Source organism: Rhodococcus sp. IEGM 1307 (assembly GCF_030056915.1).
Lineage (GTDB): Bacteria > Actinomycetota > Actinomycetes > Mycobacteriales > Mycobacteriaceae > Rhodococcus_F > Rhodococcus_F opacus_D.
In genome coordinates this window covers 93542-119766 of record NZ_JASHKW010000008.1, presented here as the reverse complement: position 1 = coordinate 119766, position 26225 = coordinate 93542, and the positions used below count along the sequence as shown (strand labels likewise).

The 26225-nt window shown below is 69.0% G+C and carries 23 protein-coding genes; 12 read left to right on the top strand and 11 right to left on the bottom strand.

Features of this window, described 5'->3' with window-relative positions; translation table 11 throughout:
* Positions 1-43: 43 nt before the first annotated feature.
* From QM841_RS17395 to QM841_RS17385, 3 genes are all read left to right on the top strand, one after another.
* A complete protein-coding gene (locus QM841_RS17395) occupies positions 44-673 on the top strand; it encodes a phosphoribosyltransferase (protein ID WP_105412728.1) in 630 nt (209 codons plus the stop codon).
* 99 nt (positions 674-772) lie between these two features.
* Complete coding sequence (locus tag QM841_RS17390) at positions 773-1477, top strand: DUF8548 family protein (RefSeq protein WP_007295739.1); 705 nt, start codon at positions 773-775, stop codon at positions 1475-1477.
* Positions 1478-1616: 139 nt separating this feature from the next.
* A complete protein-coding gene (locus QM841_RS17385) occupies positions 1617-3404 on the top strand; it encodes an AMP-dependent synthetase/ligase (RefSeq protein ID WP_283332919.1) in 1788 nt (595 codons plus the stop codon).
* Positions 3405-3455: 51 nt separating this feature from the next.
* On the opposite strand, the gene QM841_RS17380 is transcribed toward QM841_RS17385, so the two are convergent.
* Positions 3456-4079, bottom strand: coding sequence for an alpha/beta hydrolase (locus QM841_RS17380; RefSeq protein WP_283332918.1), 624 nt, complete (start codon positions 4077-4079; stop codon positions 3456-3458).
* A 78-nt stretch (positions 4080-4157) separates the two neighbouring features.
* On the opposite strand from QM841_RS17380, the gene QM841_RS17375 reads away from it, so the two are divergent.
* Positions 4158-7625: a TM0106 family RecB-like putative nuclease gene (locus QM841_RS17375; RefSeq protein WP_283332917.1), complete on the top strand. Its 3468-nt coding sequence runs from the start codon at positions 4158-4160 to the stop codon at positions 7623-7625.
* Here QM841_RS17375 and QM841_RS17370 read toward each other — a convergent pair.
* Both QM841_RS17370 and QM841_RS17365 read right to left on the bottom strand, forming a co-directional pair.
* Positions 7610-8809, bottom strand: coding sequence for an amino acid deaminase/aldolase (locus QM841_RS17370; RefSeq protein WP_283332916.1), 1200 nt, complete (start codon positions 8807-8809; stop codon positions 7610-7612). The two genes, QM841_RS17375 and QM841_RS17370, sit on opposite strands and share 16 nt — an antisense overlap.
* A 61-nt stretch (positions 8810-8870) precedes the next feature.
* Positions 8871-9515: a TetR/AcrR family transcriptional regulator gene (locus QM841_RS17365; RefSeq protein ID WP_105412733.1), complete on the bottom strand. Its 645-nt coding sequence runs from the start codon at positions 9513-9515 to the stop codon at positions 8871-8873.
* A gap of 101 nt (positions 9516-9616) precedes the next feature.
* Between QM841_RS17365 and QM841_RS17360 the strand changes: the two genes are divergently transcribed.
* Positions 9617-10933 (top strand): D-arabinono-1,4-lactone oxidase, encoded by a 1317-nt coding sequence (locus QM841_RS17360; protein ID WP_280783544.1) that lies wholly within the window; start codon positions 9617-9619, stop codon positions 10931-10933.
* A 10-nt stretch (positions 10934-10943) separates the two neighbouring features.
* Complete coding sequence (locus QM841_RS17355) at positions 10944-12308, top strand: amidase family protein (protein ID WP_283332915.1); 1365 nt, start codon at positions 10944-10946, stop codon at positions 12306-12308.
* A 12-nt stretch (positions 12309-12320) separates the two neighbouring features.
* Here QM841_RS17355 and QM841_RS17350 read toward each other — a convergent pair whose 3' ends face one another.
* The 3 genes from QM841_RS17350 to QM841_RS17340 all read right to left on the bottom strand — a co-directional run bounded on the left by QM841_RS17350 (position 12321) and on the right by QM841_RS17340 (position 15405).
* Positions 12321-13286, bottom strand: a complete 966-nt coding sequence (locus QM841_RS17350) for an adenosine deaminase (RefSeq protein WP_280783542.1) — start codon at positions 13284-13286, stop codon at positions 12321-12323.
* A gap of 26 nt (positions 13287-13312) precedes the next feature.
* Positions 13313-14509 (bottom strand): class I adenylate-forming enzyme family protein, encoded by a 1197-nt coding sequence (locus tag QM841_RS17345; RefSeq protein ID WP_283332914.1) that lies wholly within the window; start codon positions 14507-14509, stop codon positions 13313-13315.
* A 92-nt stretch (positions 14510-14601) separates the two neighbouring features.
* Entirely contained in the window at positions 14602-15405 is an 804-nt protein-coding gene (locus QM841_RS17340) for an enoyl-CoA hydratase/isomerase family protein (protein ID WP_280783539.1), read from the bottom strand.
* Positions 15406-15445: 40 nt separating this feature from the next.
* On the opposite strand from QM841_RS17340, the gene QM841_RS17335 reads away from it, so the two are divergent.
* Positions 15446-16810, top strand: a complete 1365-nt coding sequence (locus tag QM841_RS17335; RefSeq protein WP_283332913.1) for an FAD-binding oxidoreductase — start codon at positions 15446-15448, stop codon at positions 16808-16810.
* Here QM841_RS17335 and QM841_RS17330 read toward each other — a convergent pair.
* Entirely contained in the window at positions 16764-18275 is a 1512-nt protein-coding gene (locus QM841_RS17330) for an MFS transporter (RefSeq protein ID WP_280783537.1), read from the bottom strand. The genes QM841_RS17335 and QM841_RS17330 overlap by 47 nt on opposite strands.
* Positions 18276-18277: 2 nt before the next feature.
* Positions 18278-18892: a PadR family transcriptional regulator gene (locus tag QM841_RS17325; protein ID WP_280783535.1), complete on the bottom strand. Its 615-nt coding sequence runs from the start codon at positions 18890-18892 to the stop codon at positions 18278-18280.
* Positions 18893-18972: 80 nt separating this feature from the next.
* On the opposite strand from QM841_RS17325, the gene QM841_RS17320 reads away from it, so the two are divergent.
* The gene (locus tag QM841_RS17320) at positions 18973-19695 is read left to right on the top strand and encodes a GNAT family N-acetyltransferase (protein ID WP_283333054.1); all 723 of its coding nucleotides are present in this window, start codon (positions 18973-18975) and stop codon (positions 19693-19695) included.
* A 30-nt stretch (positions 19696-19725) separates the two neighbouring features.
* Positions 19726-20763 carry a glutathione S-transferase family protein gene (locus QM841_RS17315; RefSeq protein ID WP_283332912.1) on the top strand — a complete coding sequence of 346 codons (1038 nt, stop codon included), beginning with the start codon at positions 19726-19728 and terminating at the stop codon, positions 20761-20763.
* A gap of 10 nt (positions 20764-20773) precedes the next feature.
* Here QM841_RS17315 and QM841_RS17310 read toward each other — a convergent pair whose 3' ends face one another.
* Positions 20774-21169 (bottom strand): VOC family protein, encoded by a 396-nt coding sequence (locus QM841_RS17310; protein WP_280783531.1) that lies wholly within the window; start codon positions 21167-21169, stop codon positions 20774-20776.
* Between the two features lie 4 nt (positions 21170-21173).
* Positions 21174-22028: a helix-turn-helix domain-containing protein gene (locus QM841_RS17305; RefSeq protein ID WP_283332911.1), complete on the bottom strand. Its 855-nt coding sequence runs from the start codon at positions 22026-22028 to the stop codon at positions 21174-21176.
* A 98-nt stretch (positions 22029-22126) separates the two neighbouring features.
* Between QM841_RS17305 and QM841_RS17300 the strand changes: the two genes are divergently transcribed.
* A complete protein-coding gene (locus tag QM841_RS17300) occupies positions 22127-22813 on the top strand; it encodes a hypothetical protein (protein ID WP_283332910.1) in 687 nt (228 codons plus the stop codon).
* A gap of 1 nt (position 22814) precedes the next feature.
* On the opposite strand, the gene gad is transcribed toward QM841_RS17300, so the two are convergent.
* Positions 22815-24197, bottom strand: a complete 1383-nt coding sequence (gene gad / locus QM841_RS17295; protein WP_280783527.1) for a glutamate decarboxylase — start codon at positions 24195-24197, stop codon at positions 22815-22817.
* Between the two features lie 128 nt (positions 24198-24325).
* Here gad and QM841_RS17290 point away from each other — a divergent pair, with 128 nt between their 5' ends.
* Positions 24326-25438, top strand: a complete 1113-nt coding sequence (locus QM841_RS17290) for an ABC transporter ATP-binding protein (protein WP_283332909.1) — start codon at positions 24326-24328, stop codon at positions 25436-25438.
* Positions 25435-26214 carry an ABC transporter permease gene (locus QM841_RS17285; RefSeq protein ID WP_283332908.1) on the top strand — a complete coding sequence of 260 codons (780 nt, stop codon included), beginning with the start codon at positions 25435-25437 and terminating at the stop codon, positions 26212-26214. The genes QM841_RS17290 and QM841_RS17285 overlap by 4 nt, the downstream gene beginning before the upstream one ends.
* Positions 26215-26225 lie beyond the last annotated feature (11 nt).

Genomic DNA, 26225 nt, shown 5'->3' with positions numbered 1-26225 from the left:
TAGCGTCGGAGACGAACAGTTCTCCCCGATCACGGAGCGTTCGATGTTGTACACCAGTCGCGCCGACGCCGGCCGCAGACTGGCCGCCGCACTGGAGCACCTGCGCGGGACCGATCTGGTGGTGCTCGGTCTGCCGCGCGGCGGCGTCCCCGTCGCGTTCGAAATCGCTGCCGCCCTGTCGGCGCCCCTCGACGTGGTCCTCGTCCGCAAACTGGGTGTCCCATGGCAGCCGGAACTCGCCATGGGCGCCATCGGTGAGGGCGAATCCCGGGTGATCAACGACGACGTCCTCCGCATCGCCCGGATCAGCAAGACCGCACTCGCCATGGTCGAGGCGAAGGAGCGCCGCGAACTCGAACGGCGGGCGCGGGTGCTGCGCGGCGGCAAGCCGCGAGCATCACTGAAGGGCCGCACGGCCGTCCTCGTCGACGACGGCATGGCCACGGGCGCGACCGCGGCGGTGGCCTGCCAATCGGTGAGGAAACTGGGCGCGGCGCGCGTGATCGTCGCGGTCCCGGTGGCGGCGCCCGAGGCCGTCGGACGTCTGCGCGTGACCGCCGACGAGGTGGTCTGCCCGTACGTTCCGGCCGATCTCGGCGGCGTCGGCAACGCGTACGACGATTTCCATCAACTCTCGGACACCGAGGTCACAGACCTGCTGGCCCACCACTGACGGTGGTTCTCGAGGAATCCTCAGCTCCAGTGCAACGTTCCCGGAGGCCCTGTCGATACACCGGACAGAGCACAGAACAGACTGCCTTTGGAGGATCTCGTGACCGTCTCTGCCGATACCGTCGAAACCGTCGTCACCGCCTGCCGCGACCGATTGGGCGACCCGTCCGGCTGGGTCACCTCCGATGCCTACCGGCACAGCCTCGCCCTCTGCATCATCGAATCGGTGCAGTCGAGCGCCGGGCACAGCGAGGTCGCCGTCGTCGACCGCTACCTGGCGTACCGGCGGGCGCACCCCGATCAGCCCCTCACCGACGGCGCCCGCGACCTTCTCCGCACGTTCGAGGAGGCGGGCAGCTCGGATCAGTGGGCGGGCAAGGTCGGCTCGTACAAACGGCGGTACTCCGCGACCGGTGTGCCGATCGAGGCGCGTCACATCCAGCTGGCGGCGGAGCGACTACACCAGCTCCGGATCAACAGCATCGACGACCTCCTCGAAGCCGCCCGGGACGAAGCCGCCCTGGAGCAGATCCACGACGCGTGGATCGAGGTGTGCGGGGAGAGCAGCGACGTCACGTGGGCGCACTTCCTGATGCTCGCCGGGATCCCGGGTGTCCGGCCGAATCGGGTGGCGGACGTGTTCATCAGCGGCGCGCTCGGAATTTCGGAAGCCACCGACGACGGCCTGGCCGAGGAGATCCTCGAGGCGACGGCGACCGAACTCGGTGTCGATCCGGACCAGTTGAACTATGCGATCCGGCGCTGGCTGTCGGCGAACTCGCGGCGTCTCGAAGAGGCCGCCTGAGTTATCAGTTTACGCCGAGTTACACTTATCTCCGCTGGTCAGATAAGAAATACACATAACGGACATCGACCCTGGTGCGAAACTGGGACAAATGTGATCGAATGCACATCCGTCATGTCGTTTCAGTGGAGGGGTCATAGTGCGTGAATTCTCGGTACCGCAGTCGTTCTCAATTCCGGAGGACGCCTCCATGGCGGACACGGTCTTCCGTCATGCCGAGGAAGACCCGAAGTTCGTTCCGTTCAAGCGCCCCGGCAACGGCGGGTGGGTAGACGTCACCGCCGCCGAGTTCGCGGAGCAGGTGTCCGCCGTCGCGAAGGGCCTCATCGCTTCCGGCGTCGAGCTCGGCGACCGCGTCGCGATCCTGTCGGCGACCCGGTACGAGTGGGTCGTCATCGACTACGCGATCTGGACGGCAGGCGGGTGCACCGTCGCCATCTACGAAACGTCCGCACCCGATCAGGCGAAGTGGATCCTCGAAGACTCCGGCACATCGCTGCTGGTCGTCGAGAATGCCAAGCAGGCCGACGCGCTGAAGGTCGTCACCGACGCAGCGCCGGACCTGCGTGAGGTCCTGCAGATCGAGGGCGGCGCGATCGACGAGCTGTCGAAGCGCGGCGAAGGCGTCACCGACGAGCAGTTGCACGAGCGTCGTCACCAGGTGCGCGCGTCCTCCCCCGCGACCCTCATCTACACGTCGGGCACCACGGGCCGCCCCAAGGGCGTGCAGTTGACCCACGCCAACTTCTACGCGGAGTCCGCGGCCGTGAAGCTGGCGCTCAGCGACGCGATGTACGCCGGCAGGCGCACCCTGATGTTCCTGCCCCTCGCGCACGTCTTCGCTCGCGCCATCTCCTTCGGTGCGTTCGACGCCAAGGTCACGGTCGCGCACACCGCCGACCTCACCACGCTGCTCGACCAGTTCGCCGCGTTCAAGCCGCACTTCATCCTGTCGGTGCCGCGCGTGTTCGAGAAGGTCTACAACTCCGCCAAGCAGAAGGCGTACGACGGCGGCAAGGGCAGCATCTTCGAGAAGGCGTCCGCCACCGCCATCGCGTACAGCGAGGCGCAGGACAACGGCGGCGCCGGGCTCGGTCTCAAGCTCAAGCACGCCCTGTTCGACAAGCTCGTCTACTCGAAGCTGCGCACCGCCCTCGGCGGCGAGTGCGACCGCGCCGTCTCCGGTGGCGCCGCGCTCGGTGCACGCCTCGGTCACTTCTTCCGCGGCATCGGCGTCCCCGTGTACGAGGGCTACGGCCTCACGGAGACGAGCGCCGCCATCTCCGTGAACACCACCCGCGCGCAGAAGGTCGGCACCGTCGGCAAGCCGATCGACGGTCACGCCGCGAAGATCGGCGAGGACGGCGAACTGCTCCTGAAGGGTCCCGTCGTCTTCGGCGGGTACTGGCACAACGAGCAGGCCACCGCGGATTCGATCCGGGACGGCTGGTTCCACACCGGCGACCTCGGCTCGATCGACGAAGAGGGCTACATCTCGATCACCGGCCGTAAGAAGGAAATCATCGTCACCGCGGGCGGCAAGAACGTCGCGCCCGCGGTCCTCGAGGACGCGCTCCGCGCGCACCCGCTGATCAGCCAGTGCCTCGTCGTCGGCGACGGCAAGCCGTTCATCGGCGCGCTGATCACCCTCGATTCCGAAACCCTCCCGGGCTGGAAGGAACGCCACGGGCTGGCCGCCGACACCCTGGTGTCCGAACTGGTGAAGAACCCCGACCTGGTCGCCGAGATCGACGAGGCCGTGGCGGAGGGCAACAAGAAGGTGTCCAACCCGGAGCGGATCAAGAAGTACCGCATCCTCGAGGTCGACTTCACGCAGGAGACCGGTGAGCTCACGCCCACGCTGAAGCTCAAGCGGAACGTCATCCACAAGGAGCACGGCGCGGCCATCGAGGCCATCTACGCGTAGGCGGCTCCGCCGCCCGTGAGTGCTCGAGGAGTGCAGAGACTCCTCGCGCACTCACGGGTGCGCAGCGCCGAGGATGAAGTCGCGGACCACCGCGGTCACGGATGTGTGGACCTTCTCGTGAAGCAGGTCGTGGCCGGCGTCGTCGAACTCCCGGAATTCGAGGCACCCGATCCCCGCCGCCCAGTCCCGGACTGGGTCGATCGGTGCGATGCGGTCGTCGACGCCGTGCACCGCGAGCAGCGGTATCCCGAGTGACCCGAGCGCGTCCGCCGTCTGCTGCACGGCGGCGGTCTTCGGTGTCCCGCACAAAATCGCGCCCCGGAAACCGGAGTCACCGGACGCGAGAAGTTCCATCGAGACCGCGGCACCGAGCGAATGCCCCATGAGCACGAGCGGAACATCCGGCGCGTGCCTGCCGGCGAGGCCGGTGAGAAGCGCGGCGTCCTCCGCCAGGTCCGCCACCGATCCCGGATGGTCGCCTTCGGACAATCCGTGACCGGCCTGGTCGATTCCCCACACCCCGATTCCGGCAGGCGTCAGTCCGCGCGCGAACCGGTGGTAGTGACCCGTGTGCTGCCCCATGCCGTGGAGAAACACCAACTGGGCGACGGGTCCTCCCACCGCGCTCCAGTGCCGGTAGTGGACTCGTCCGGAGTGGCCGTCGAAGAAGGGCATGGCTGCCATTCTGGGCCTGTCGCACCCCGATGGCACAATCGGCCGGGTGAACTCACCGGCAGAACTGGGGACGTAGCTGTGTTCCTCCTCGACGACACCATCGTCTACAGCGCCAGCGACCTCTCCGCGGCCGCCACCTGCGAGTTCGCGTTGCTGCGCCGGTTGGACGCCACGCTCGGGCTCGCCGGCGCCGGTTCCGCCGCCCCGTCCGTCGACGACGATCCGATGCTGCGACGGACGTCGAGCCTCGGCGATGCGCACGAACATCGCCGGCTCGAGCAGTTCCGAGCCGAGTACGGCGACGGGGTGGTCACGATGGACCGTCCCGAATACACCGCGCTGGGTCTGTTCGACGCGAACCTGGCCACCGTGGAGGCGATCCGCGGCGGCGCCGACGTCGTGTACCAGGGGACGTTCTTCGACGGCCGCTTCCTGGGTTTCTGCGATTTCCTCGTCCGCGATGGCGACACGTATGCCGTCTACGACACCAAACTGTCACGACACGCGAAAGTGTCGGCCCTGCTGCAGCTCGCCGCGTACGCGGAAGCGCTGGCCGGCAACGGGATCCCGACGTCTCCCGAGGTCCACCTGCTGCTCGGCGACGACAGCGACTCGGCGCACTCGCTCGGCGACATCGTTCCCGTGTACTCCGCGCGACGCTCCTCGCTCGAGCGAATTCTCGACGAGCACCGCGACGAGCAGTCGCTCGCGGAGTGGGGCGACCCCCGGTACACGGCGTGCGGCCGGTGCGACACGTGCACCCCGGAGGTGGAGCAGCACCGCGACCTCCTGCTGGTGGCCGGAATGCGCACGACGCAGCGGAGCCGGCTGATCGCGGCCGGGATCGGCACACTCGACGCCCTCGCCGCGCATGCGGGCAGCGTCGAGGGCCTCCCCGAGCGCACCCTCGAATCGCTGCGCGCGCAGGCGGCCCTGCAGTTGCGGCAGGAGTCCTCGGGCACCCCCGAGTTCCAGGTGTACGCCCCGCAGGCTCTGGGCGGGCTACCCGAACCGGACGACGGCGACATCTTCTTCGACTTCGAGGGAGACCCGCTCTGGGCCGAGAACGGATCCACGGACTGGGGTCTCGAATACCTCTTCGGTGTGGTCGAGGGTCCCGCCGACGCCGCCGTGTTCCGGCCGTTCTGGGCACACGACCGCGCCGAGGAGCGGCAGGCACTCGTCGACTTCCTCGCCTACGTCACCGCGCGCCGTCAGCAGTACCCGAACATGCACATCTACCACTACGCCGCGTACGAGAAGTCGGCGCTGCTGCGGCTGGCGGGACGGCACGGCGTCGGCGAGGAGACCGTCGACACCCTGCTGCGCGACAACGTCCTCGTCGACCTGTATCCGGTGGTGCGCGGGTGCCTGCGCATCGGTGAACGGTCCTACAGCATCAAGAAACTCGAACCGCTGTACATGCCGGAGCAGCCGCGCGACGGCGACGTCACCAATGCCGCCGCGTCGGTGGTCGCGTACGCCGACTACTGCGATCACCGCGACAACGGCCGGGAGGACGAGGCACGCGCGCTGCTGCAGGGCATCGCCGACTACAACGAGTACGACTGCGATTCCACGCTGCGGCTGCGCGACTGGCTGATCGGGCAGGCGGAGACGCACGGCGTGGCTCTCCGGCCGCCCGGCGACGGGCCCACCCCGGTGACCGAGGACTGCACCCCCGCGGAGGCGGCGTTGCGCGAGTTCGCCGGGCACGGACCGAGCGAGCATCGGGGGCACGACCAGCAGGCGGCCGCGCTCATGGCTGCTGCGGTCGGCTACCACCGCCGCGAGCGGAAACCGTTCTGGTGGGCGCACTTCGACCGGCTGGTCGTGCCGCACGACGAACTGTCGGACATCCGGGACGTTCTGGTGGTGTCGTCCGCGGTCGTCGAGGAGAACTGGCACAAGAGCAGTCCGCGGCAGCGCAAGCTGCGCCGGCGCCTGCAGCTCACCGGCCGTTTCGGGACCGGGAGCACGGTGGGGCCCAAGACCACGATGTACGCGCTGTACGACACTCCCGCACCCGAGGCGGTCGCGGGCGACAATCCGCAGCAGCGGGGAACGTGCACGGTCAACGTGCTCGACGTCGGGAAGGACGGCAGGCGCCGCGACGTGGTGATCGTCGAGGAACTCCTGAACGGCGAGGAGTACGTGCAACTTCCGACGGCGATCACCCCCGGTCCCCCGATCACGACCGACCGCATCGAATCGTCCATTGCGGTGGCCGCGGACGACATGTGCTCCCCGCTGCCGGAGCTTCCGCTGTGCGCGTCGGTGGACATTCTGCGGCGGTCCGACCCGCGCACCCGGAGCGGGAACCCGTTCCCGCCCGTCGACGGCACGGACTACGCGGGCGCGATCACCGCGGCATTACTCGACCTCGAAGACTCGTACGTCGCGGTGCAGGGGCCTCCCGGCACCGGCAAGACGTACACCGGGGCCCGGGTGATCAAGGCGCTCGTCGAGCAGCACCACTGGCGGATCGGCGTGGTCGCACAGTCGCATTCGGTGATCGAGAACATGCTCGGCGGCGTCGTGAAGGCCGGGCTCCCCGCCGAACTCGTCGCGAAGAAGGACGGGCGGCATCGCGCCGCGACGTGGACCGACATCAGCTCCAACGACTACCCCGGTTTCATCGACCAGGCCGAGGACACGGGCTGCGTGATCGGCGGGACCGCCTGGGATTTCGCGAACACCGACCGCGTTCCGCCCGGCAGCCTCGATCTGCTGGTCATCGACGAGGCCGGGCAGTTCGCTCTCGCCAACACCATTGCGGTGGGCGGCGCGGCCCGCAACCTCCTGCTTCTCGGCGACCCCCAGCAACTTCCGCAGGTCAGCCAGGGCACCCATCCGGAACCGGTGGACGCGTCGGCCCTGGGGTGGCTCGCCGAGGGGCACGGGGCTCTGCCCGCGAGTCGGGGCTATTTCCTCGAACGCACGTGGCGGATGCACCCGGAACTGTGCGCACCCGTGTCGACGCTGTCCTACGATGGCAAGCTGCGTTCGCAGGAATCTGCCAGTGTCGCACGGCGACTCGACGGCTTGGAGCCGGGTGTGCACACCGTCTTCGTCGACCACCAGGGCAACGCCACCCAATCCCCGGAGGAATCGCGGGAGGTGGTCAACCGGATCACGAAGCTGCTCGGTTCCGGGTGGACCGACCCCAGCGAGTTCGAGGGCACCCGCCCACTCGACGAGTCCGACATCCTGGTGGTGGCGCCGTACAACGCGCAGGTCGGGTTGATCGAACGTGATCTGGCCGCGGTCGGTCTCGACAAGGTCGAGGTGGGCACGGTCGACAAGTTCCAGGGGCGGGAGGCTGCCGTTGCCATCGTGTCGATGACCGCGTCGGCGATCGAGGACGTGCCGCGCGGCATGTCGTTCCTGCTGTCGCGGAACCGGATGAACGTGGCGGTGTCCCGCGGCAAGTGGGCGGCGATCATCATCCGGTCGGAATCGTTGACGCAGTACATGCCGAGCACCCCGGAAGGTCTGACCGAGCTGGGCGCCTTCATGCGGCTCACCGGTCAGCCGAAGCACTGACCTTCGCCGCGGTAGGTGGGCACCACGGTGCGGGAGCCGTCCGACTCGACGAGGTGCACCTCGGTGAACCGCTCGCACAGCTCGCCGGCCTTCGCGTGCCGGAACCACACCCGGTCGCCGATGGCGAGATCCGCTGCCGCCTTTCCGGTCACCGGGGTCTGGACCTCGCCGGCGCCCTCGTTGCGCAGTAGCTTCAGCCGCGGGGGCCACACCGGCTTGGGCACGCGACTGCCCCCGGCGGGACCGGAGGCGATGTAGCCGCCGCCGAACAGCGTCGCGATGCCGGGAGTCGGACGCCGGACCGCCGACAGGGCGAAGTACAGCGACGGGTGCGGACGGAACGCGCGGTACCTGTCGAAGAGCGTCGGGACGTACAGGCCGGAACCGGCCGTCACCTCCGTCACTACCTGGTCCGCGGAGCTCACCTCGAGCGAGCCGGTGCCCCCGCTGTTGACGATTTCGAGCACCCCGACCTCCGACTGCACGGCGTTCACCACGGCACCGCGACGGGTCGCGAGTTCATTCGCGGACGCCCGCTTCATCCAGCCGATCGGTGGACTGGAATCGGGCAGACCCGCGATCTGCGCTTCGTAGAACATGACGCCGACGACGGCGAACCCCCGCCCCGCGGCGCGCTTCGCGAAGGCGGCGACGGCGGACGGTTCGCGGAGCGGGGAACGGCGGACCCCGATGTGGAGGGGGCCGAGCCGCAGCGAGGCGTCCACGTCGATGCACAGCCGGGCGCGGAGGAAGGTGGTGCCGGCCGCGGCGAGAACGAAGTCGAGGTGGTCGTCGCTGTCGACCATCAACGTGATCCGGTTCAGCAGTTCGGGGTCGGCTGCGAGTTCGGCGATGGCCCCGCGGTCGGCCGTCGGGTAGCCCATGAGGATGTCGTCCGCGCCGCGGCGGGCGAGCCAGATCGCCTCGCGCAGTGAATACGCCATGATCCCGCGGAACCCGCCGGCCCCGGTGAGCTTCTCCCCCAGTGCGACCTGGAGTACCGCGCGGCAGCGAACGGATTTGCTGGCGACGCGGACGGGCGTGCCGCCCGCGCGCAGCACCAGGTCGGCGGCGTTGGCGCGCAGCGTGGTCAGATCCAGCGCGGCCAGCGGCGGGTCGACCTCGGTTGTCGAGGCGATGAGACGGTCGAGCGTGGGCGTCACAGTTCGTCCAATCTTGTCCATCGGTCTGCGACGCCAGTCAACCACCGAGTTGGACGATTGTCCAGATTGACATCGGACCTGCTCAGGCCCGCTCGACCGCCTTCGACGCGATCACGTGCACCATGTCGTCCAGCGCCGCGATCATCGCCTCGCTGTCGCGGTCCACGAGCCACCGCAGCACGAGCCCGTCCAGGATGGCCAGACCGAACCGCGCGATCGCCTCGACCGGGGTGGCCCAGCCGACTTCGGCGATGCGGGCGCACTCGGCGAGGAACTCGATCGCCTCCTCGTCCATGGTCCGATACTGCTGACCGGCGATGTCGCCGGCACGCTCACTCCCGGACGCGCGGTGCCGCAGGGCCTGCGCGGTGATCTCGTACGTCAGCAATTGACGGTCCGGGGTGGCCTCGATGATCGGCCACATTCCGCTGATCCCGATGTGGAGGAGTTCGCGCAGACCGTCGATCCCGCGCAGGTCCGGCGCGTGCCGCACCTGACCGAACGCCAGTCGCATCGACGCGCTGAGCTGCAGAATCAGGCTCTCACCCATCGCCGCGAGGAGCTCCTCCTTGCTCTCGAAGCAGTAGTGCACCACACCGAGCGAGACGCCCGCCTCCTCCGCCACGGCACGCACCGTGACCGACGCGACGCCGCGCTGCTCCGCGATGGCCAGCGCCGACTCGACGAGTTGGGCACGACGTTCGTCCGCAGGAAGCCTGTTCAGCATCCTCTGATCGTAGAACCTGCGCGGGGCCCGCCCGCGACCAACACGGACGCCCGACCAACCCGCCATTTGCCTGGACGAGCGTCCAGGTTCATGATGGGCGAATGGCACAGGACACATGGCGCAACTGGGCGGGCACCGAGACGGCGAACCCGCTGCGCTTCGCGACTCCGCGCTCGGTGGAGGAACTCAGCGCGCTCGTCTCCGGTGCCGCGGAGCACGGACAGCGGGTCAAGGCCGTCGGGTCGGGTCACTCCTTCACCGGGGTCGCCGTCACCGACGGGATCCTCGTCAGCCTCGACGCCCTCACCGGGATCGAATCCGTCACCCTCGACGAACCGGCGGGCGCCCTCGTCACCGTCCTCGCCGGCACGCGGCTGCACGACCTGAGCGAGCAACTCTGGCACCGTGGCCTGGCGATGATCAACCTGGGCGACATCGACGTGCAGTCCGTCGCGGGTGCGCTGTCCACCGGAACCCACGGCACCGGCGCACGTTTCGGAGGTCTCGCCACTCAGGTCCGCGCCCTGCAGGTGGTGCTGGCGGACGGCTCGGTGGCCGACTGCTCCCCCACCGACAATCCCGAACTGTTCGAGGCGGCACGGCTGGGACTCGGCGCCGTGGGCATCATCTCGAAGGTCACGATCCAGTGCGTGCCGCACTACGTGATGCACGCCGTCGAGAAGCCCGAGTCGTTGGACGCCATCCTCGACCGGCTCGACCACGACCGCACCACGATCGACCACTTCGAGTTCTACTGGTTTCCCCACACCCGCCGCGTGCTGACGAAACGCAACACCCGGCTACCCGGTGACACCCCGGTTTCTCCCCTCCACCCGGTCCGGGCCTACGTCGACGACGAACTGCTCGCGAATGTCCTGTTCGAGGGCATCAACAGGGTCGCAGGCCTTGCCCCGACGACGATCCCGAAGATCAACCGGCTGTCGTCGCGCATGCTGAGCGCGCGCGAGTTCACCGACCGCAGTTACCGCGTCTTCGCGTCGGAGCGCCGGGTCAAGTTCCGGGAGATGGAATACGCGGTTCCCACCGAGGCCCTCCCCGACACTCTCGCGGCGATCGATGCGTGGATGGAGAAGTCCGGTTTCACGGTCGCGTTCCCCGTCGAGGTCCGGTTCGCCGCGGGCGACGACGTGTGGCTGTCGACGGCGAACGGCCGGGACACGGCGTACATCGCGGTGCACCAGTACCATCGCCGAGATCACGAGCCGTACTTCGCCGCGGTCGAGGCCATCGCCCGGGAAGTGGACGGGCGACCGCACTGGGGCAAGATGCACGGCCGCACCGCCGACGACTTGCGGCCCGCGTATCCGAACTTCGACGAGTTCGTCGCCGTGCGCGACAAGTACGACCCCGAGCGAATGTTCGGCAACGCGTACCTCCAGCAGGTCCTGGGTCGCTAACGTGAGCTAGGTGACCCCCAGTCGAGCTTTCGACCGTCGCGACTTCCTTCGCGTCGCGGGTGCGTCCGGTGCAGCGGCGATCGGTGCCGTGATGCTCGGCGCGTGCGGGGAACGCCTGCACGACCCGGAGGTTCCGCCGCTTCCCGACGGCTTGTCCGTTCCGGGCGGCGGAGCGGTGTCCGAGTTCGCACCGGTCGACAAGGCGACGTGGCGCGTGCAGGGCGATCCGCTGGTCGCGCCAACTGGTGACGGGCCCCTCGCCGGCATGCGACTCGCGGTCACCGACCTGTACGCCGTTGCGGGACAGCAGATCGGCGCGGGCAGCGGACGGCGGCTCGCCGAGGCTCCTGTCGAGACGGGTACCGCCGCAGTGGTGGCGCGCCTCCTCGGTCAGGGCGCCCGGGTCGTCGGTCTGGCGCAGACCGACGACCTCGGTTACGGGCATTCGGGCATCAACCAGCAATTCGGCACGCCGCCCAACGCCCGCGCCGAGGACCGCCTGCCCGGCGGTGCCACGTCGGGCGCCGCAAGTGCGGTCGCGCAGGGCGCCGCCGACATCGGAGTGGGTATCGACACCACCGGTTCCGTCCGCATCCCCGCCTCGTATCAGGGCCTGTACGGCTTCGCACCGTCCCGGGGCGCCGTCTCCACCGACGGGCTGTTTCCGCTGTCCCCCACCTTCGATACCCCGGCGTGGGTCTGCGGCGACCTCGACACCCTCGTCGCGGTCTCCGGCGCGCTTCTCCCGCTCACGGCGGAGTCCCCGTTCCGTAGCGCGCTCACCTCGGACGGCATCAACGCCGTCGCCGAGGCGGGGGCGCTCGGTGCGGTGCGGTGCGCCCTCACCGCGTGGGAGAAGAGTTCCCTCCCCCGGCTGACGTGGACCGACACGGACATCGGCCGGCTTCCCGACTGGTACGACGCCGTCGTCGCCGTGCAGGGCTACGAGGCGTGGCGGCTGCACGGCGACTGGGTGAGCGGGGCGATGACGTCGCTCGGCGACGAACCCGGCCGCAATTTCGCCGATGCGAGCCGCATCTGGGAATCCACGTACGGCCGGAAGCTGATCAAGCTCGGCGAGGCGTCGCAGACGATCACCGCGTATGTGGGCGACAGCCTGCTCCTGCTGCCGGCGACCTCCTCCACGGCCCCCGAGCGGACAAGCTACCCCAGCGGTGACCGGTTCCGGAACACGATGCGCGCCACCGGCATGCTCACGTGCCTCGCGACCATCTCCGGACTGCCCAACGCGACCGTGCCGTTGCGCACCGACGACGGAGTTCCCGTCGGCCTCTGCCTGGTCGGCCCGCACGGCCGCGACCGGGACGTCCTGGCCGTCGTCGCCGGTCTCGGCGGCTCGGGGCTGATCGACTGACGGCGGGGACCGTCAGCCGCGGAGCAGTTGCGCCTTGCGCGCGTCGCTCGCGAACGACGCTTTGATCGAGTTGCGCGCCAAAGTTTCCCGCTCGGCATCGGTGAGGCCGAGCTGATCCCGCAGCTGGGCGAAGTTGTCGTCGACGTACCCGCCGAAGTACGCGGGGTCGTCGGAGTTCACGGTGACGAGCAGACCCGCCTCCAGCATGGTCCGCAACGGGTGCTCGGACAGCGAGTCGACGACGCACAGTCGCACGTTCGACAGCGGGCACACGGTCAGCGGCACCTCCTCGTCCACCAGACGCGCCACGAGCGCCGGGTCCTCGAGCGCCCGCACCCCGTGGTCGATGCGCTCGGCGCCGAGGAGGTCGAGCGCCTGCCAGATGTACTCCGGCGGGCCTTCCTCGCCTGCGTGGGCGACCACGTGCAGCCCCTCCGACCGGGCGCGGGCGAACACGTCCTCGAACAGCGACGGCGGGTTTCCCACCTCGGCCGAGTCCAGCCCGAGCCCGACGATCGGTGTCTGCAACCGGATGATCTCCGAGAACACTTCCTCCGCCTCGTGCACGGGACGGTCCCGCAGGATCGCGGCGATCGCAGCGCTGCTGAGGCCGAACTCCCGCTCGCTGGCGCCCACCGCGTCCATGATTCCGTCGAGCACCTCGTGCAGCGGCACACCACGATTGACGTGGGCCTGCGGGTTGAAGAAGAACTCCACGTGCGCGACGCCGCCCGCCGACGCCCGCGCGAAATAGGCGCGGGTGAGGTCCGCGAAGTCCTGCGCCGTCCGCAGCACCTGCATGTTGGCGAAGTACAGGTCGAGGAACGACTGCAGATCGGTGAACTCGTACCGCGACCGGAGATCGTCGAGGTCCGTGTACGGCAGCTGCACGGAATTCCGTTCGGCCAGCGCGAAGATCAGCTCGGGTTCGAGGGAACCCTCGATGTGCATGTGCAGCTCGGCGACGGGAGAGCTCACGGGTGGATACCTGCCTTTCGCACCACCTAGGCAGCGGTGTCGCGGTCGACGATACGGACGAAGCCGTCGCCGTCGATATTCGCGGTGTCGCCGGTGTGAAACCAGCCACCCGTGAAGGTTTTCGCGGTGACCTCGGGCCGGTTCCAGTAGCCGCGGCTGACTCCCGGACCGCGGCAGAGCAATTCGCCGACACCGCGGCCGGCGTCGGGTCCGAGGAGGGCCACCTCCATCCCGCCGAACGCGACACCCACACTGCCCGCATGTGTCAGAGCGCACTCGTCGGGCAGCGCCAGCCCGGCGCCGCACGTCTCGGTCATTCCCCATCCGAGGAAGTGCCTGGCCGCAGGGAACGTCCGCCGGAGCAGCTGCGACTGCTCCAGGGACAGGCCGGAGCCGCTGTAGTCGATCCAGCGCACCGCGCGGCGGCCGAAACTCGTCACCCGCGAGTTCTCCACGGCCCGCAGGAGGACGGCGGGCGCCGCGGTGAGCACGTCGGCGCCGGTGCCGCGCCACGACGCGGCGTCGGTGCTCCCGGTCAGCAGGACCGTTCCGCCCACCACCAACGTCGAGAGAAGTTCGACGAGCGATCCGACGGTGTGCAGTTCGGGTTCGACGAGGAGATTCCGCAGTCCCTCGGAGCTGAACTCGCGCGCGTGGAGCACGGATTCGATGGTCGAGAGGACGTTCTCGTTGCTCAGCTCCACACCCGTCGGGGACTCCGACGGGCCAGGCGTGTACGACAGCAGCACCAGCTCGTCGGGGCTCGCGCCGTCGTCGATGAACGAGATGCCCTCCGGCAGTTCGCCGTCGAGGATCAGCACCGACTGGCTGTCGGCGAGCACCTCACCGGTCTGCGCGTCGTCGAGTGCCGGGCTCACCCCGACCGGCACGCCGCCGGCGAGCAACACCCCGAGGAACGCCTCGACCCAGCGAACCCCCACGGGCTGCCGGACGGCGACGCGGTCGCCGATCTCGACGCCCTTCGACTTCAGCCCGCCGGCCACCCGCGCCGCGGACGTCCACAGTTGCGAGAACGTGAGAGACCGGCCACCGTCCTCCTCGACGGCGACCCGGCCCGCGTAGCGGTGCACGGAGATGTCGAGCAGCTCGGTGAGCGACGGGTTGAGCCCGCCGTACCGGAGCAGGCCGTCGCGGCCACGGACCACCCGGTCGTCGTGGAAGAAGGGACCACTACTCGGGTACTCGACGAGGGACGACGGCATCTGCACCTCCGCTGACGACACTGCTGCGCGACCGGGACGTTGCCACGACTATATGACGCCCGTCACAGTTGCGGGGAGCGGATCGCCGACGCCTACCGTCCGCGGTACGTCGCCTTGCCCGGTCCGACGTCGAGGAAGCTGCGTACCGCACCCTCGAGGTCGTCGGTCTCGAACAGGGCACCCGACACGTCGGGTGTGATCGAGTCGGCGTGCGCGACTCCACCCGACCGCCACGCGGAGATGATCTGCTTCGTGGCGTCGTGTGCGCGCGTCGGCCCGTCCGCCAGGCGTGCGACGAGGGCGCGGGCCTCCGCGTCGACGTCCTCGTGGACGGCGTTGACCACACCCCAGTCGCGCAGTGTCGCGGCGTCGTACAGGTCACCGGTCATCACCAGTTCCCGGGCGCGGCCGGACCCCGCCCGCTCGGCCAGCCGCTGCGGACCGCCCATCGACGGAGTCAGCCCCACCACCGTCTCGACCAGTCCGAACTTCGCCTTCGGTGCGGCGAGGATGATGTCGCAGGCGAGCGCGATCTCGAAGGCCGCGGTCAGCGTCAGTCCGTGCGCCGAATACACGACGGGGCACGGCAGCGCCTCGAGCGGATGGCAGATCTCGGCGAACAACTCCTGCCACAGGTCCGCGCCCTGTTCCGCGGTGAGCCCGTCGAACACGTGGACGTCCACCCCTGCGGAGACCACCTTGCCCTCGGCGCGCAGCAGCACCGCGCGCGGCGGATCCTCGGCGAGCGCCGCGACGTCGGCCTGCACGGCGTCGAACATCGCCTGATCGAAGAGGTTCAGTGCGCCGTGGGCGAACGTCAGGATCGCGATCTCGGCGCCGGCGTCGGTACGGACACGCTCGAGTCGGGTGGGATGCGCGGCTGCAGGCTCAGTCATGCCGCCAGACTGCCACACGTGTTCCGCCTACGATCGGGGTGTGGACTCGCTGCGCGCGGCGCTGGCCGACGCCGTCGGTGAACGGTTCGTGACCGTGGACGCGGACGTGCTCGCCGCCCGCGCCACCGACCACACGGGGCGCTACAGCGGGCGGGCGAGCGCACTCGTCCGGCCCGCAGATGCCGCGGAAGTCTCGGCCGTGCTGGACATCTGCCGCCGAGCCGGGGTGAAGGTCACCGTGCAGGGTGGCCGCACCGGCCTCGAAGCGGGAACGGTTCCCGAGCACGATGACGTACTGCTGTCGACGGAACGGCTGACCTCGGTCGGCGCCGTCGACCGCGAGAACCTGCGTGTCACCGTCGGCGCCGGGGTCACCCTCTCGACGCTCCGGCACGCCGCCGACGACGCCGGACTGCTGTTCGGCGTCGACATCGCGTCCCGCGATACCGCGACCATCGGCGGCATGGTGTCGACCAATGCCGGTGGGCTGCACACCGTGCGGTACGGCCATATGTCGGCCCAGGTGCTGGGCCTGGAAGTGGTGCTGCCCGACGGGACGATCGTGCGGCGCAGCATGCGGGTGGGCGCCGAGAACTGCGGATACGACCTGCCCGCGCTGTGGGTCGGCAGCGAGGGCACGCTCGGTGTGGTCACGACCGTCGATCTCGCACTCCACCCCGTGCCCGAGTTCCGTGTGACCGCCCTCGCGGGCTTCGCGCAACTATCCAGCTTGATCGACGCCGCTCGCGTCGTCCGGCGGCTCGAGGGGGTGGACGCCGTGGAGATGCTCGACGGCCGTGGGCTCGAATTGGCCTCCCCGCGGCTGGGTTTCGCGGTCCCCACGGGTCTGCCGTGGTACCTCCTCGTGGAACTGGCCGGCGACCGCGACCTCACCGACGAACTGGCCGAGGCCCTGGAGCAGTGCGCTCCCGACGACGAACCCGCTGTCGGGATCGATCCCGCAGGCCGCGCCCGCGTGTGGGCGGCGCGGGATGCGTTCGCGGACGTGGTCGGACTGTTCGGGCCCCCGCTCAAGTTCGACGCCGCCCTCCCACTGGACACCCTCGCCGCGTTCGTCGCCGACGCGGTCGCAATGGTGACGAGCCGGGCACCTGACGCGATCCCGGTGCTCTTCGGGCACGTCGCCGACGGCAACGTCCACCTCAACGTGCTGCGCTGCCCCGACGAGTCCGTGCTGTACCTGCCGGTCACGGAACTGATCCGCGATCACGGCGGCAACATCGCGTCCGAGCACGGCGTCGGCGCACACAAGCGCAACTACCTGGACCTCTCCCTCAGCCGCGAGGACATCACCGCGATGTGGACGATCAAGCAGGCGTTCGATCCCGCGGACTACCTCAACCCTGCAGTGATGTTTCCCGACTGGCTGCGTCGCCCGCACTGACGCCGGGCTTCTTCTCGCGCAACGGTCGCGCGAAGCACACCGAGGCGAGGAAACCGATCAGCAGGACGGCCGCGGGCAACCAGATCGACTGCGACATCGCCGTCGCGAACGGTTCCTTCACGAATTCCGGCATCTCCCCCACGCCGGCCTCCTGGCTGTCGGCGTTCAGCCCCTGAGCGGACAGGCGGGCCGTGATGAGTGCGCCGATCGCGGCGCTGCCGAGGACGGCGCCGACCTGGCGGGTCGTGTTGTACACGCCTGCTCCGGCGCCCGCCTGATGGGGCGGAAGGTTGTGCGTGGCCGTGGCCGCGAGCGGCGACCAGATACACGCGTTGGCGAGGCCGATCAGTCCGATGGGCAGCAGCAGTTCCCAGATCGCCACGTCGGGTGACATGACCATGGACAGCCAGGCGAGTGCGATCGAGAACAGCAAGAATCCGGCGCCCGCGATGTACCGCGGGTGGGTGCGGTCCACGAGCTTGCCGATGAACGGGGCAAACACGCCGGTGAGGACGGCCATGGGCACGAGCAGCAGGGCCGACCGTGTGGGCGACAGACCCCGCACCGCCTGCGTGTAGAACATCAGCGGCAGGACCATCGCGGTGATCGCGAATCCCATCGAGGTGATCGCCACGTTGGCGAGCGAGAAGTTGCGGTCCTTGAACAGGCCCAGGGGCAGGAGCGGCTCGTTCTTGTTCCAGGACTGGTACCAGACGAAGACGCCGAGTAGGACGAGGCCGGCGCCGATCGACGCCAGCACGGTCGCCGACCAGTCGTAGGAGCTGCCTTCCTGGATTCCGAACACGAGGAAGAACATGCCGAGCGCGCTGAGCACGACACCGGGGATGTCGAACTTGTGCTCGTGGGTCTCGAGCGACGGCACCAGTCGCCAGGCCAGCACGAACGCGATCACGCCCACGGGCACGTTGACGATGAAGATCCACTCCCAGCCGAGGTTGTCCACGAGGACGCCGCCCGCCAGCGGTCCCACCAGGGTGGCGACACCCGCGACGGCGCCCCACAGACCCATCGCGGTGCCGCGGCGGTCCGGCGGGAACGTGCGGGTGATGACGGCCATCGTCTGCGGCGTCATCAGTGCGGCGCCCAGTCCCTGGAAGACCCGGGCGACGATGAGCATGGTGATGGTGCCGGAGAGGCCGCACCACAGCGACGCACCGGTGAACAGGACGAGCCCGATCAGGTAGATGTTCTTGGGACCGAACCGATCACCGAGTCGACCGGTGACCAGCAGCGGCACCGCATACGCCAGCAGGTACGCGCTGGTGACCCAGACGACCTTGTTGATGTCGGTGTGCAGGTCGTTCATGATCGCCGGGTTGGCCACCGCGACGATGGTGCTGTCGACGAGGATCATGAAGAAGCCGATGACGAGGGCCCACAGGGCCGGCCACGGATTTCGATGCTCGGGTGGCGACGTGGGTGGTGCGGTGCGCTCGGTGTCCATCATCAATCCTTTACTGAACCGGATGGGATCCGGCGTGAGTGTGTCAGTCGTTCGAGAAGTTCCGGCGAAAGCCACGGGAGGGCTCCGGAGTCGATGTCGGCCACCAGGGCGCTGAGCCATTCGTGCTCCGCGCGGGCAACGGTGACGAGAAATTCGTTGCCGAGGAGGAAGATCCTGGGAGTCTCGGTGGAACAGGCGAGCGCGGCAGCGGTCTCGAGTTCGTCGATTTCGCGGGTGAGGTGATCGAGCCGTTCCCGGAGCAGTTCCACCACGGTGGGGGCGGCGACGTTGTGCGCCTCCGCCAGTGCGAGCGGGAACTGCGGGTACTCGTGCACCGGGGTGGCGAGCATGTCGCTGACCCGGTGGACGAGCGCTTCCCGGCCCGCCTCGGTGACCTCGTACATGGTGCGTTCGGGCCGGTTTCCCGCCCGGTCGGTACCGGTGGTGCGCACCAGCCCTTCGCCTTCGAGCCTGCTCACGGTGTGATACAGCGACCCCGGCCGGATCTTCACGACGCGTCCACGCCGGGCGGCGGCGAGTTGGTACATCTCGTACGGATGCATCGTCCGCTCACACAGCAGACCGAGGATGGTGACACCGAGCGGCGTGAGTGCCATTGTCACCACCTCCACTACTCCACGTCGAATTACTCCACGTGGAATATACCGTCCGGGCGGATGGGGAACAAGCGGTTACCGTGGGTCCGGTGGACTCCCATCACCTCGACATCATTCGACTCGCCTGGTCACGCGAACTGGGATTACCCGATGACGCTCTGTCCACCCGGCCGGGCGCCGACGACCGCGCCGTCCGGGTCGACGACGACACGGACACGATCCGCTTCCTGCGCCTGGGCGAGACGTGCGCGCTCGTCGGACCGCGGTGGGCGATCGAGCGCGCCGACGGGCACACGTCGGAGGAACTGACCGAATCCGCAACCCTGCTCGCCCTCACCCAGGATCGGTCCGGACGGTGCGCCGGTCCCGTGGCGCTCGCGTTCGGCACCGACTACCAGGACCCGGCGACCGGGCGGCCACCGCTCGTCTCCCACGAACACGACCACGTCCGGCAGGTCGAGGAGGCGTGTCCCCCGGACGACGTCACCGAGGCCCGCCTGGGTGACCGCGACCGATGGTTCACGATTCTCGACGACGCGCAGCAACCGGTCAGTTCCGCCGGGTACGCCGAGTTCCAGGGTTTCCTCGCCGATGTCGGTGTGCTGACGGCGCCGGCGTTCCGGCGGCAGGGACTGGGCGCCACGGTCGCCGGGATCGCCACCGACGACGCGCTCGACAGCGGCCTGATCGCCCAATGTCGTTCACCCCGCGACAATCTGGCCTCGCGCGCGCTCGCCGCTCGCGCCGGGTACCGGGAACTGGGAACGTATGCCGCGGTCACGATCTCCCGAAGTACGCTCTGAGAGACATCGAAGGACGGGGACGAGCCAACCATGACAGAACGAACGGCAGAACCGCACAGCACGGAAGGCGCCTACGTCGAATCCGGCGCCGAGTTCACGCGCGACACCCACTACATCCCCACCCGCATCACGGCCGACGGCCGCGACGGCTATCCGGTCGAACCGGGCCGCTACCGCCTCGTCGCCGCTCGGGCGTGCCCGTGGGCCAACCGCGCGATCATCGTCCGGCGACTTCTCGGACTCGAGGACGCGTTGTCCATGGGACTGTGCGGCCCCACCCACGACAAGCGCAGCTGGACTTTCGATCTCGATCCGGACGGGCTCGACCCCGTGCTGAAGATCCCGCGCCTGCAGGACGCGTACTTCGCACGTTTCCCGGACTACCCCCGCGGCATCACCGTGCCCGCGATCGTCGACGTCCCCACCGGGCAGGTGGTCACCAACGATTACCCGCAGATCACCCTGGCTCTGTCCTCGGAATGGACGCAGTACCACCGCGAGGGCGCGCCCGACCTGTACCCCGAGCCGCTGCGCGACGAGATCGACGAGGTCGCCGATCTCGTGTTCCGCGACGTCAACAACGGGGTGTACCGGTGCGGTTTCGCCGGCTCCCAGGAGGCGTACGAATCCGCGTACGACCGCCTGTTCGCCCGCCTCGACTGGCTCGAGGACCGTCTGACCGACCGCAGGTTCCTCGTCGGCGACACGATCACCGAGGCCGACGTGCGCCTGTTCACCACCCTGGCCCGGTTCGACGCGGTCTATCACGGCCATTTCAAGTGCAATCGGAACAAACTCGACGAGATGCCCGTGCTGTGGAGTTATGCCCGCGATCTCTTCCAGACACCCGGGTTCGGCGACACCATCGACTTCACCCAGATCAAGCAGCACTACTACATCGTGCACACCGACATCAATCCCACCCGGATCGTGCCGAAGGGGCCAGACCTGTCCGGCTGGCTCGAGCCACACGGGCGTGAACAACTCGGCGGCAGGCCGTTCGGGGACGGCACGCCGCCACCTCCGCCGAAGCCCGGCGAGGAGGTCCCGGCCGGGCACCGGGCATGATCGGGCGGATCTACGAGCCGGTGTAGGTGCCGAAACTCCAGAACACGCCCTCGGGGTCGCGGCAGGTGAAGCCGCGCGATCCGTAGTCCTCGTCCCGCAGTCCGCGGACGATCGTGGCGCCGGCGGCCACGGCACGCTCGTGGAGCGCGTCGGGGTCGTCGACGACGAGGTACACCGAGCCCGTCCCCGGCGGCAGGTCGCTGATGACCGAGTCCTCACTGGGCGAGCCGAGCATGATCCCGCCGCCCTTGGGCCAGCCGAGTTCGGCGTGATCGACCCGGTCGCCCTCGCCGTACACCGCGTTCTCGGCGAACCCGAAGGCGTCGACGAGGAAGCGGATCGCGGCCCGCGCGTCGCGGTAGACGAGGGTGGGCCACACATATGTGGTGTGCGTCGAAGTAGTCATGTCATCACTCTGCGCCGTCGTCGTGGTAGGGGTCTTGGACGAATGAGAACGGGTCGATCTCGCGCCACCGCGACGGCGCGACGCCCGCGAGGTCGCGCCAGTCCCGCGCCATGTGCGCCTGGTCGTAATACCCGCACGACGCGGACACGTCGGCGAGTGTCGCCCCGGCGGCACCCTTGAGCATCCGGTGCGAGCGGTGGAAACGGGACAACCGCACCACGTCCTTGGGTGTCACGCCGTATTCCGCGACGAACTTGTTCACCAGATGTCTTCGGCTCCAGCCGACGTCGTGCGCGACGTCACCGACCCGGGCGCCGTCGCCGGCGACGAGCAGCTGCCAGGCGCGGGTGAGGTGCGGGTCGATCTCCGCCGGCGCCGCGCGGCGCGTCAGGACCTCGTCGAGGATCGCGAACCGCTCGTCCCAGCCGGGTTCGAGCGACAGCCGTTCGGTCAGTTCCCCCGCGTCGGGACCGAGCAGGTCCTCGAGCCCGACGACCCAGGGGCCGAGCGCTGCCGTGGGGACCCCCAGCAGCGCCCGGGCGCCGAGAGGACTGAGGGCCAACTGGACGCCGTGCTGGTTGCCGTCGTGCCGGATCGTCACCGGTGCCGTGGCGATGCCGCTGGCCAGAGTGTCGAAACGACCGGGCGCCTGCTCGGGCGTCGCCTGGGCGGCGATGTCGAGCGGCTCGTCGATCGTCACGATCACCGTGAGGCAGGGCGACGGCAGACCGAGGTGGATGCCGGGCTCGAAACCGGCCAGCCGATACCCGTCGTACCCCGTGACCAGCGCGCGCAACGGTTCCGCCGGGCGCCGGAAGGCCCCGGACGACACCGCGGTATCGCTGTCGACGACGCTCACGAAACCAGCCTAGGCAACGGTGCCGACACCGGCCACAGCGTCAACTCACCTACAGTCGGTGCCAGCACACTCGAAGCACAGGCGAGACGGGAGCCCCGATGGCTGGCAATGGTGGACCGGTGGAGAAGGTACTGGTCTCGGTCCTCGACAACGGAAGCCGTCTCCAGGCTCCCGCGGTGGCGAAGTACGTCGAATGGGTCCGGCGCTCGCACCCCGGTGAGTCGCCCGCGCAGATCGTCGAGCGGATGGAGAAGATGTTCCTGCTGGCCGTGACGGGCAGCGGAAGTGCAGTCGGCGCCACCGCCGCGATTCCCGGGGTCGGCACCGTCGCGTCCATCGCGGCGGTGGGCGCCGAATCGGCGTTCTTCCTCGAAGCGGCGGCGCTGCTCACTCTCGCGGTCGCATCGGTGCACGGCATCTCGGCCGCCGACCACCAGCAGCGGCGCGCACTCGTCCTGTCGGTGGCGCTCGGCGAATCGGGCATGGAAATCGTCCAGAAGGCGACGGGCGTGACGGCGAAGAACTGGGCGAGCGCCATCACCAGCCGCATACCCGGCCCCACCATGAAGGGGATGAACAGCAGGCTGGTGCGCAAGTTCATCACCAAGTACGCTGCCCGCCGCAGCGCGCTGGTCCTCGGCAAGCTCGTGCCCGCAGGCATCGGCGCGGCCATCGGCGGCGCGGGCAACCGGGCCATCGGCAAGGGTGTCGTCAAGAACGCGCGTGAAGCGTTCGGGCCCGCCCCGGCCCGCTGGCCGGACGAACTTCGCGCGATCGAGGCCTGACCTAGTGGGCGAAGTGCTGTTCCGTCGAACGCCCGCCACCCTTCTCGCGGAGTTCGGCGCACACTTCCTCGATCGCCTCGGCGACGAGGGATCCGAGATCGGCGCTGAAGCCCTCGCGCACGACGATGCGCAGGACCGCCACGTCCTCCGCGTCGGCGGGCATCGTGTAGGCGGGCACCTGCCACCCCCGCGCCCGCAACTCGTGTGACACGTCGAAGACCGTGAACCCGGGGTCACCGACGAGTTCGAACGCCACCACCGGAATGTCGGTGCCGTCCGTGATCAGGGTGAAGCCGTCGATCTCGGCGATGCGTTTGCCCACGCGAACTGCGGTGTCGCGCAACGTCTGCATGATCGACCGGTAGCCGGCCCGGCCCAGTCGCAGGAAGTTGTAGTACTGCCCCACCACCTGATTGCCGGGCCGCGAGAAGTTCAGGGTGAACGTCGGCATGTCGCCGCCCAGGTAGTTGACCCGGAACACCAGCCCCTCGGGAAGGTGTTCTTTGTCGCGCCACACCACGAACCCGATCCCCGGATACGTCAGACCGTACTTGTGGCCACTCACGTTGATCGAGGCCACGCGCGGAACCCGGAAGTCCCACAACAACTCCGGCTGCAGGAAGGGAACGACGAAGCCACCGCTCGCCGCGTCCACGTGGATCGGGACGTCCGGGCCGCCGGACGCAGCAAGTTCGTCGAGAGCGTCCGCGATCGCCGCCACCGGCTCGAGCTCCCCCGTATAGGTGGTGCCCACGATCACGACCGCTCCGATCGTGTTCTCGTCGACCGCGTCCCGAACCTGCTCCGGCGTGATGACGTAGCGGCCCTTCTCCATCGGCAGGTACTTCGGCTCGACGTCGAAGTACCGGCAGAACTTCTCCCACACCACCTGGACGTTGCTGCCGAGCACCAGATTCGGTCGCGCAGTGTCCTTCCCGGCCGCCTCCCGCTTCGCCCGCCACAGCCACTTGAGCGCGAGACCACCGAGCATGACCGCCTCGCTCGAACCGATCGTCGAGACGCCGGTGGCGCTGGCCGGGTCGGTGGTCGACAGGTCGGGAGCGTGGAACAGATCGGCCACCATCGACACGCACCGGGACTCGATCGCCGCGGTCGCGGGGTACTCGTCCTTGTCGATCATGTTCTTGTCGAACGTCTCGGCCATCAGCTTGTCGGCCTCGGGATCCATCCACGTGGTGACGAACGTGGCCAGGTTCAGCCGCGAACTGCCGTCGAGCATCAACTCGTCGTGGATGAACCGGTACGCGGCCTCGGGATCGGTTTCCTCGTCCGGCAGCCGCAGCGCCGGAAACGGATCGATCGAGAGGCGCCCCGTGTAGGCGGGAGAAATGACGTCGCGATGGTGATGGTGGTGCTTGCTCATGTACGTCCCCAATCGATTGGTTTCAGCATGCGCCGTCGCAGACGCCCTGTACGTCAGTTGGTGAATCTCGGCACGGCAGCCCAGTAGGGTCGAAACAGTTCCATTCGATTGTGGCAGGGGAGGACGGGTTGACCACAGCAATCCCGGGAAGTTTCGCGGCGCCGATCGAGGTGCGGGGGCTGTCGAAGCGCTTCAAGAACGTCGACGCCGTCACGGACCTCAGCTTCACCGTGCCGCAGGGATCGATCACCGGATTCCTCGGGCCCAACGGGTCCGGCAAGACCACGACACTGAGGATGATCCTCGGTCTCGTGAAGCCGACGTCGGGCGCCTCCACGGTCGCCGGTGTGCCGATCAAATCGCTCGTCGACCCCGCGCGCACGGTCGGCGCCGTCCTGGACTCGCAGAGCCTGCACCCCAACCGCACGGCGCTCGACCACCTGAAGGTGTACGCGTCCGCGATCGGGGTACCGGACGGACGCGCACTGCAGGTGCTCGCGCTCGTCGGACTGGAGGACGTCGCCGGGCGCAAGGCGGGCGGCTTCTCCCTCGGCATGCGCCAGCGGCTGTCGCTGGCGACGGCGCTGCTGGGTGATCCGCGAATCCTGATCCTCGACGAACCGGCCAACGGACTCGACCCCGAGGGCATCGCCTGGCTGCGCGAGTTCCTCAAGGGCTTCGCCGCATCCGGCCGGACCGTGCTGATCTCGAGCCACATCCTCCGCGAAGTGGAACAGACCGTCGACAATCTGGTGATCGTCAGCCGCGGCGCCCTCGTCTATCAGGGACGCATGGAGGAGCTGCGCAAGTCGCAGCAGAGCAGGCTGCTGGTCGCGTCCTCGAGCCCGCCCGCCCTGGCCACCGCCCTCGCCGCCAGGGGCATCGTCGATGCCCGCTCGCTCGCCGACGGACGCCTCGCCGTCGTCGGCGCGTCCCTCGAACTCGTCGAGTCCGTCGCCGCGGACGCCGGGGTGACGATCTTCGGCGCCGTCGGCGATCACATCGACCTGGAGCAACTCTTCCTGTCGATGACCGCAGGCCAGTACGTGGCCGGAGCGAGTGCCGCCGCGCCCTCGGGGTACGGCCAGCCGCCGACGTACGCGCCCCAGCCCGGGTACGCACCTCCCGGGTACGCCCCGCAACCGGGTTACGGTCCGCCACCCGGGTACGGCCCGCAACCGGGCTACGGTCCGCCACCCGCACACCCCCAGCACGGTCCGATGTCCGGAGGTCCGCGATGACAGCGCTGCTCACCGCGGAATTCCGCAAGGTCACCACACTGCGGTTCTGGTGGATGCTCGGTCTGGCGCCACTGATCGTCGGGATGTTCTCGAGCGCGATCACCCTGCCCGTGATGCGCGCGTTCACCGACGCGTTCGAGGCCGATCCGAACGAGGCCAACCTCGCCGCCACCCTGTTCGGCCTGGCGGTCGCCGTCGCCCTCGTCGTCCTGTTCGCCGCGGTCTTCGGGGCGGTGAACGTGGGCACGGAATTCCGGTACAAGACGCTCACCACCACGTTCCTCACCGCCCGCGGCCGGGACGGGGTGATCGGCACCAAGCTCGCCGTCACCGCGGCCTTCGGCTTCTTCTACTGCCTCGTGGTGGAGGTGGTCAGCGTCGCCCTGCTGCTGACGTTCGGCGGGGACACCTTCGAACTGCGCGGATCCCTGTTCGCCATGCTCGGGGCGGCCCTGATCTGCGGGGCGTTGTGGGCGCTCATCGGCGGCGGCGTGTCGATGCTCACCGGCTCGTCCGTCGGCAGCTGCATCGCCCTCGTGGTCTGGTACACCCTCGGCGAGATGATCCTCCGGTCGATCCTCAGCGGGATCGGCATCGGATCCGTCGGCAGTGTCCTCCCCGTGTCGGCCACCCTCGGGACGGTCGCGAACGCGGCCGCCGGCAACGAGATCGACTGGCTGACGCTCTGGCCCACCGCGCCCCTCGCCCTGCTCGTGTGGACGGCGGTCTTCGTCGGCGGCGGTTGGGCGCTCACCCGGCAGCGCGACATCACCTGACGCAGCGCCGG

What these genes read in the sequence shown, in the direction of transcription:
- QM841_RS17395 (WP_105412728.1), top strand. Translation starts at nt 44, where the DNA reads ATGTTGTACACCAGTCGCGCCGACGCCGGCCGCAGACTGGCCGCCGCA.
- QM841_RS17340 (WP_280783539.1), bottom strand. Translation starts at nt 15,405, where the DNA reads ATGACTGAGCCTGCAGCCGCGCATCCCACCCGACTCGAGCGTGTCCGT.
- QM841_RS17365 (WP_105412733.1), bottom strand. Translation starts at nt 9,515, where the DNA reads ATGCTGAACAGGCTTCCTGCGGACGAACGTCGTGCCCAACTCGTCGAG.
- QM841_RS17370 (WP_283332916.1), bottom strand. Translation starts at nt 8,809, where the DNA reads ATGGACAAGATTGGACGAACTGTGACGCCCACGCTCGACCGTCTCATC.
- QM841_RS17285 (WP_283332908.1), top strand. Translation starts at nt 25,435, where the DNA reads ATGACAGCGCTGCTCACCGCGGAATTCCGCAAGGTCACCACACTGCGG.
- QM841_RS17310 (WP_280783531.1), bottom strand. Translation starts at nt 21,169, where the DNA reads ATGACTACTTCGACGCACACCACATATGTGTGGCCCACCCTCGTCTAC.
- QM841_RS17325 (WP_280783535.1), bottom strand. Translation starts at nt 18,892, where the DNA reads ATGGCACTCACGCCGCTCGGTGTCACCATCCTCGGTCTGCTGTGTGAG.
- QM841_RS17330 (WP_280783537.1), bottom strand. Translation starts at nt 18,275, where the DNA reads ATGGACACCGAGCGCACCGCACCACCCACGTCGCCACCCGAGCATCGA.
- QM841_RS17360 (WP_280783544.1), top strand. Translation starts at nt 9,617, where the DNA reads ATGGCACAGGACACATGGCGCAACTGGGCGGGCACCGAGACGGCGAAC.
- QM841_RS17380 (WP_283332918.1), bottom strand. Translation starts at nt 4,079, where the DNA reads ATGCCCTTCTTCGACGGCCACTCCGGACGAGTCCACTACCGGCACTGG.
- QM841_RS17300 (WP_283332910.1), top strand. Translation starts at nt 22,127, where the DNA reads ATGGCTGGCAATGGTGGACCGGTGGAGAAGGTACTGGTCTCGGTCCTC.
- gad (WP_280783527.1), bottom strand. Translation starts at nt 24,197, where the DNA reads ATGAGCAAGCACCACCATCACCATCGCGACGTCATTTCTCCCGCCTAC.
- QM841_RS17315 (WP_283332912.1), top strand. Translation starts at nt 19,726, where the DNA reads ATGACAGAACGAACGGCAGAACCGCACAGCACGGAAGGCGCCTACGTC.
- QM841_RS17345 (WP_283332914.1), bottom strand. Translation starts at nt 14,509, where the DNA reads ATGCCGTCGTCCCTCGTCGAGTACCCGAGTAGTGGTCCCTTCTTCCAC.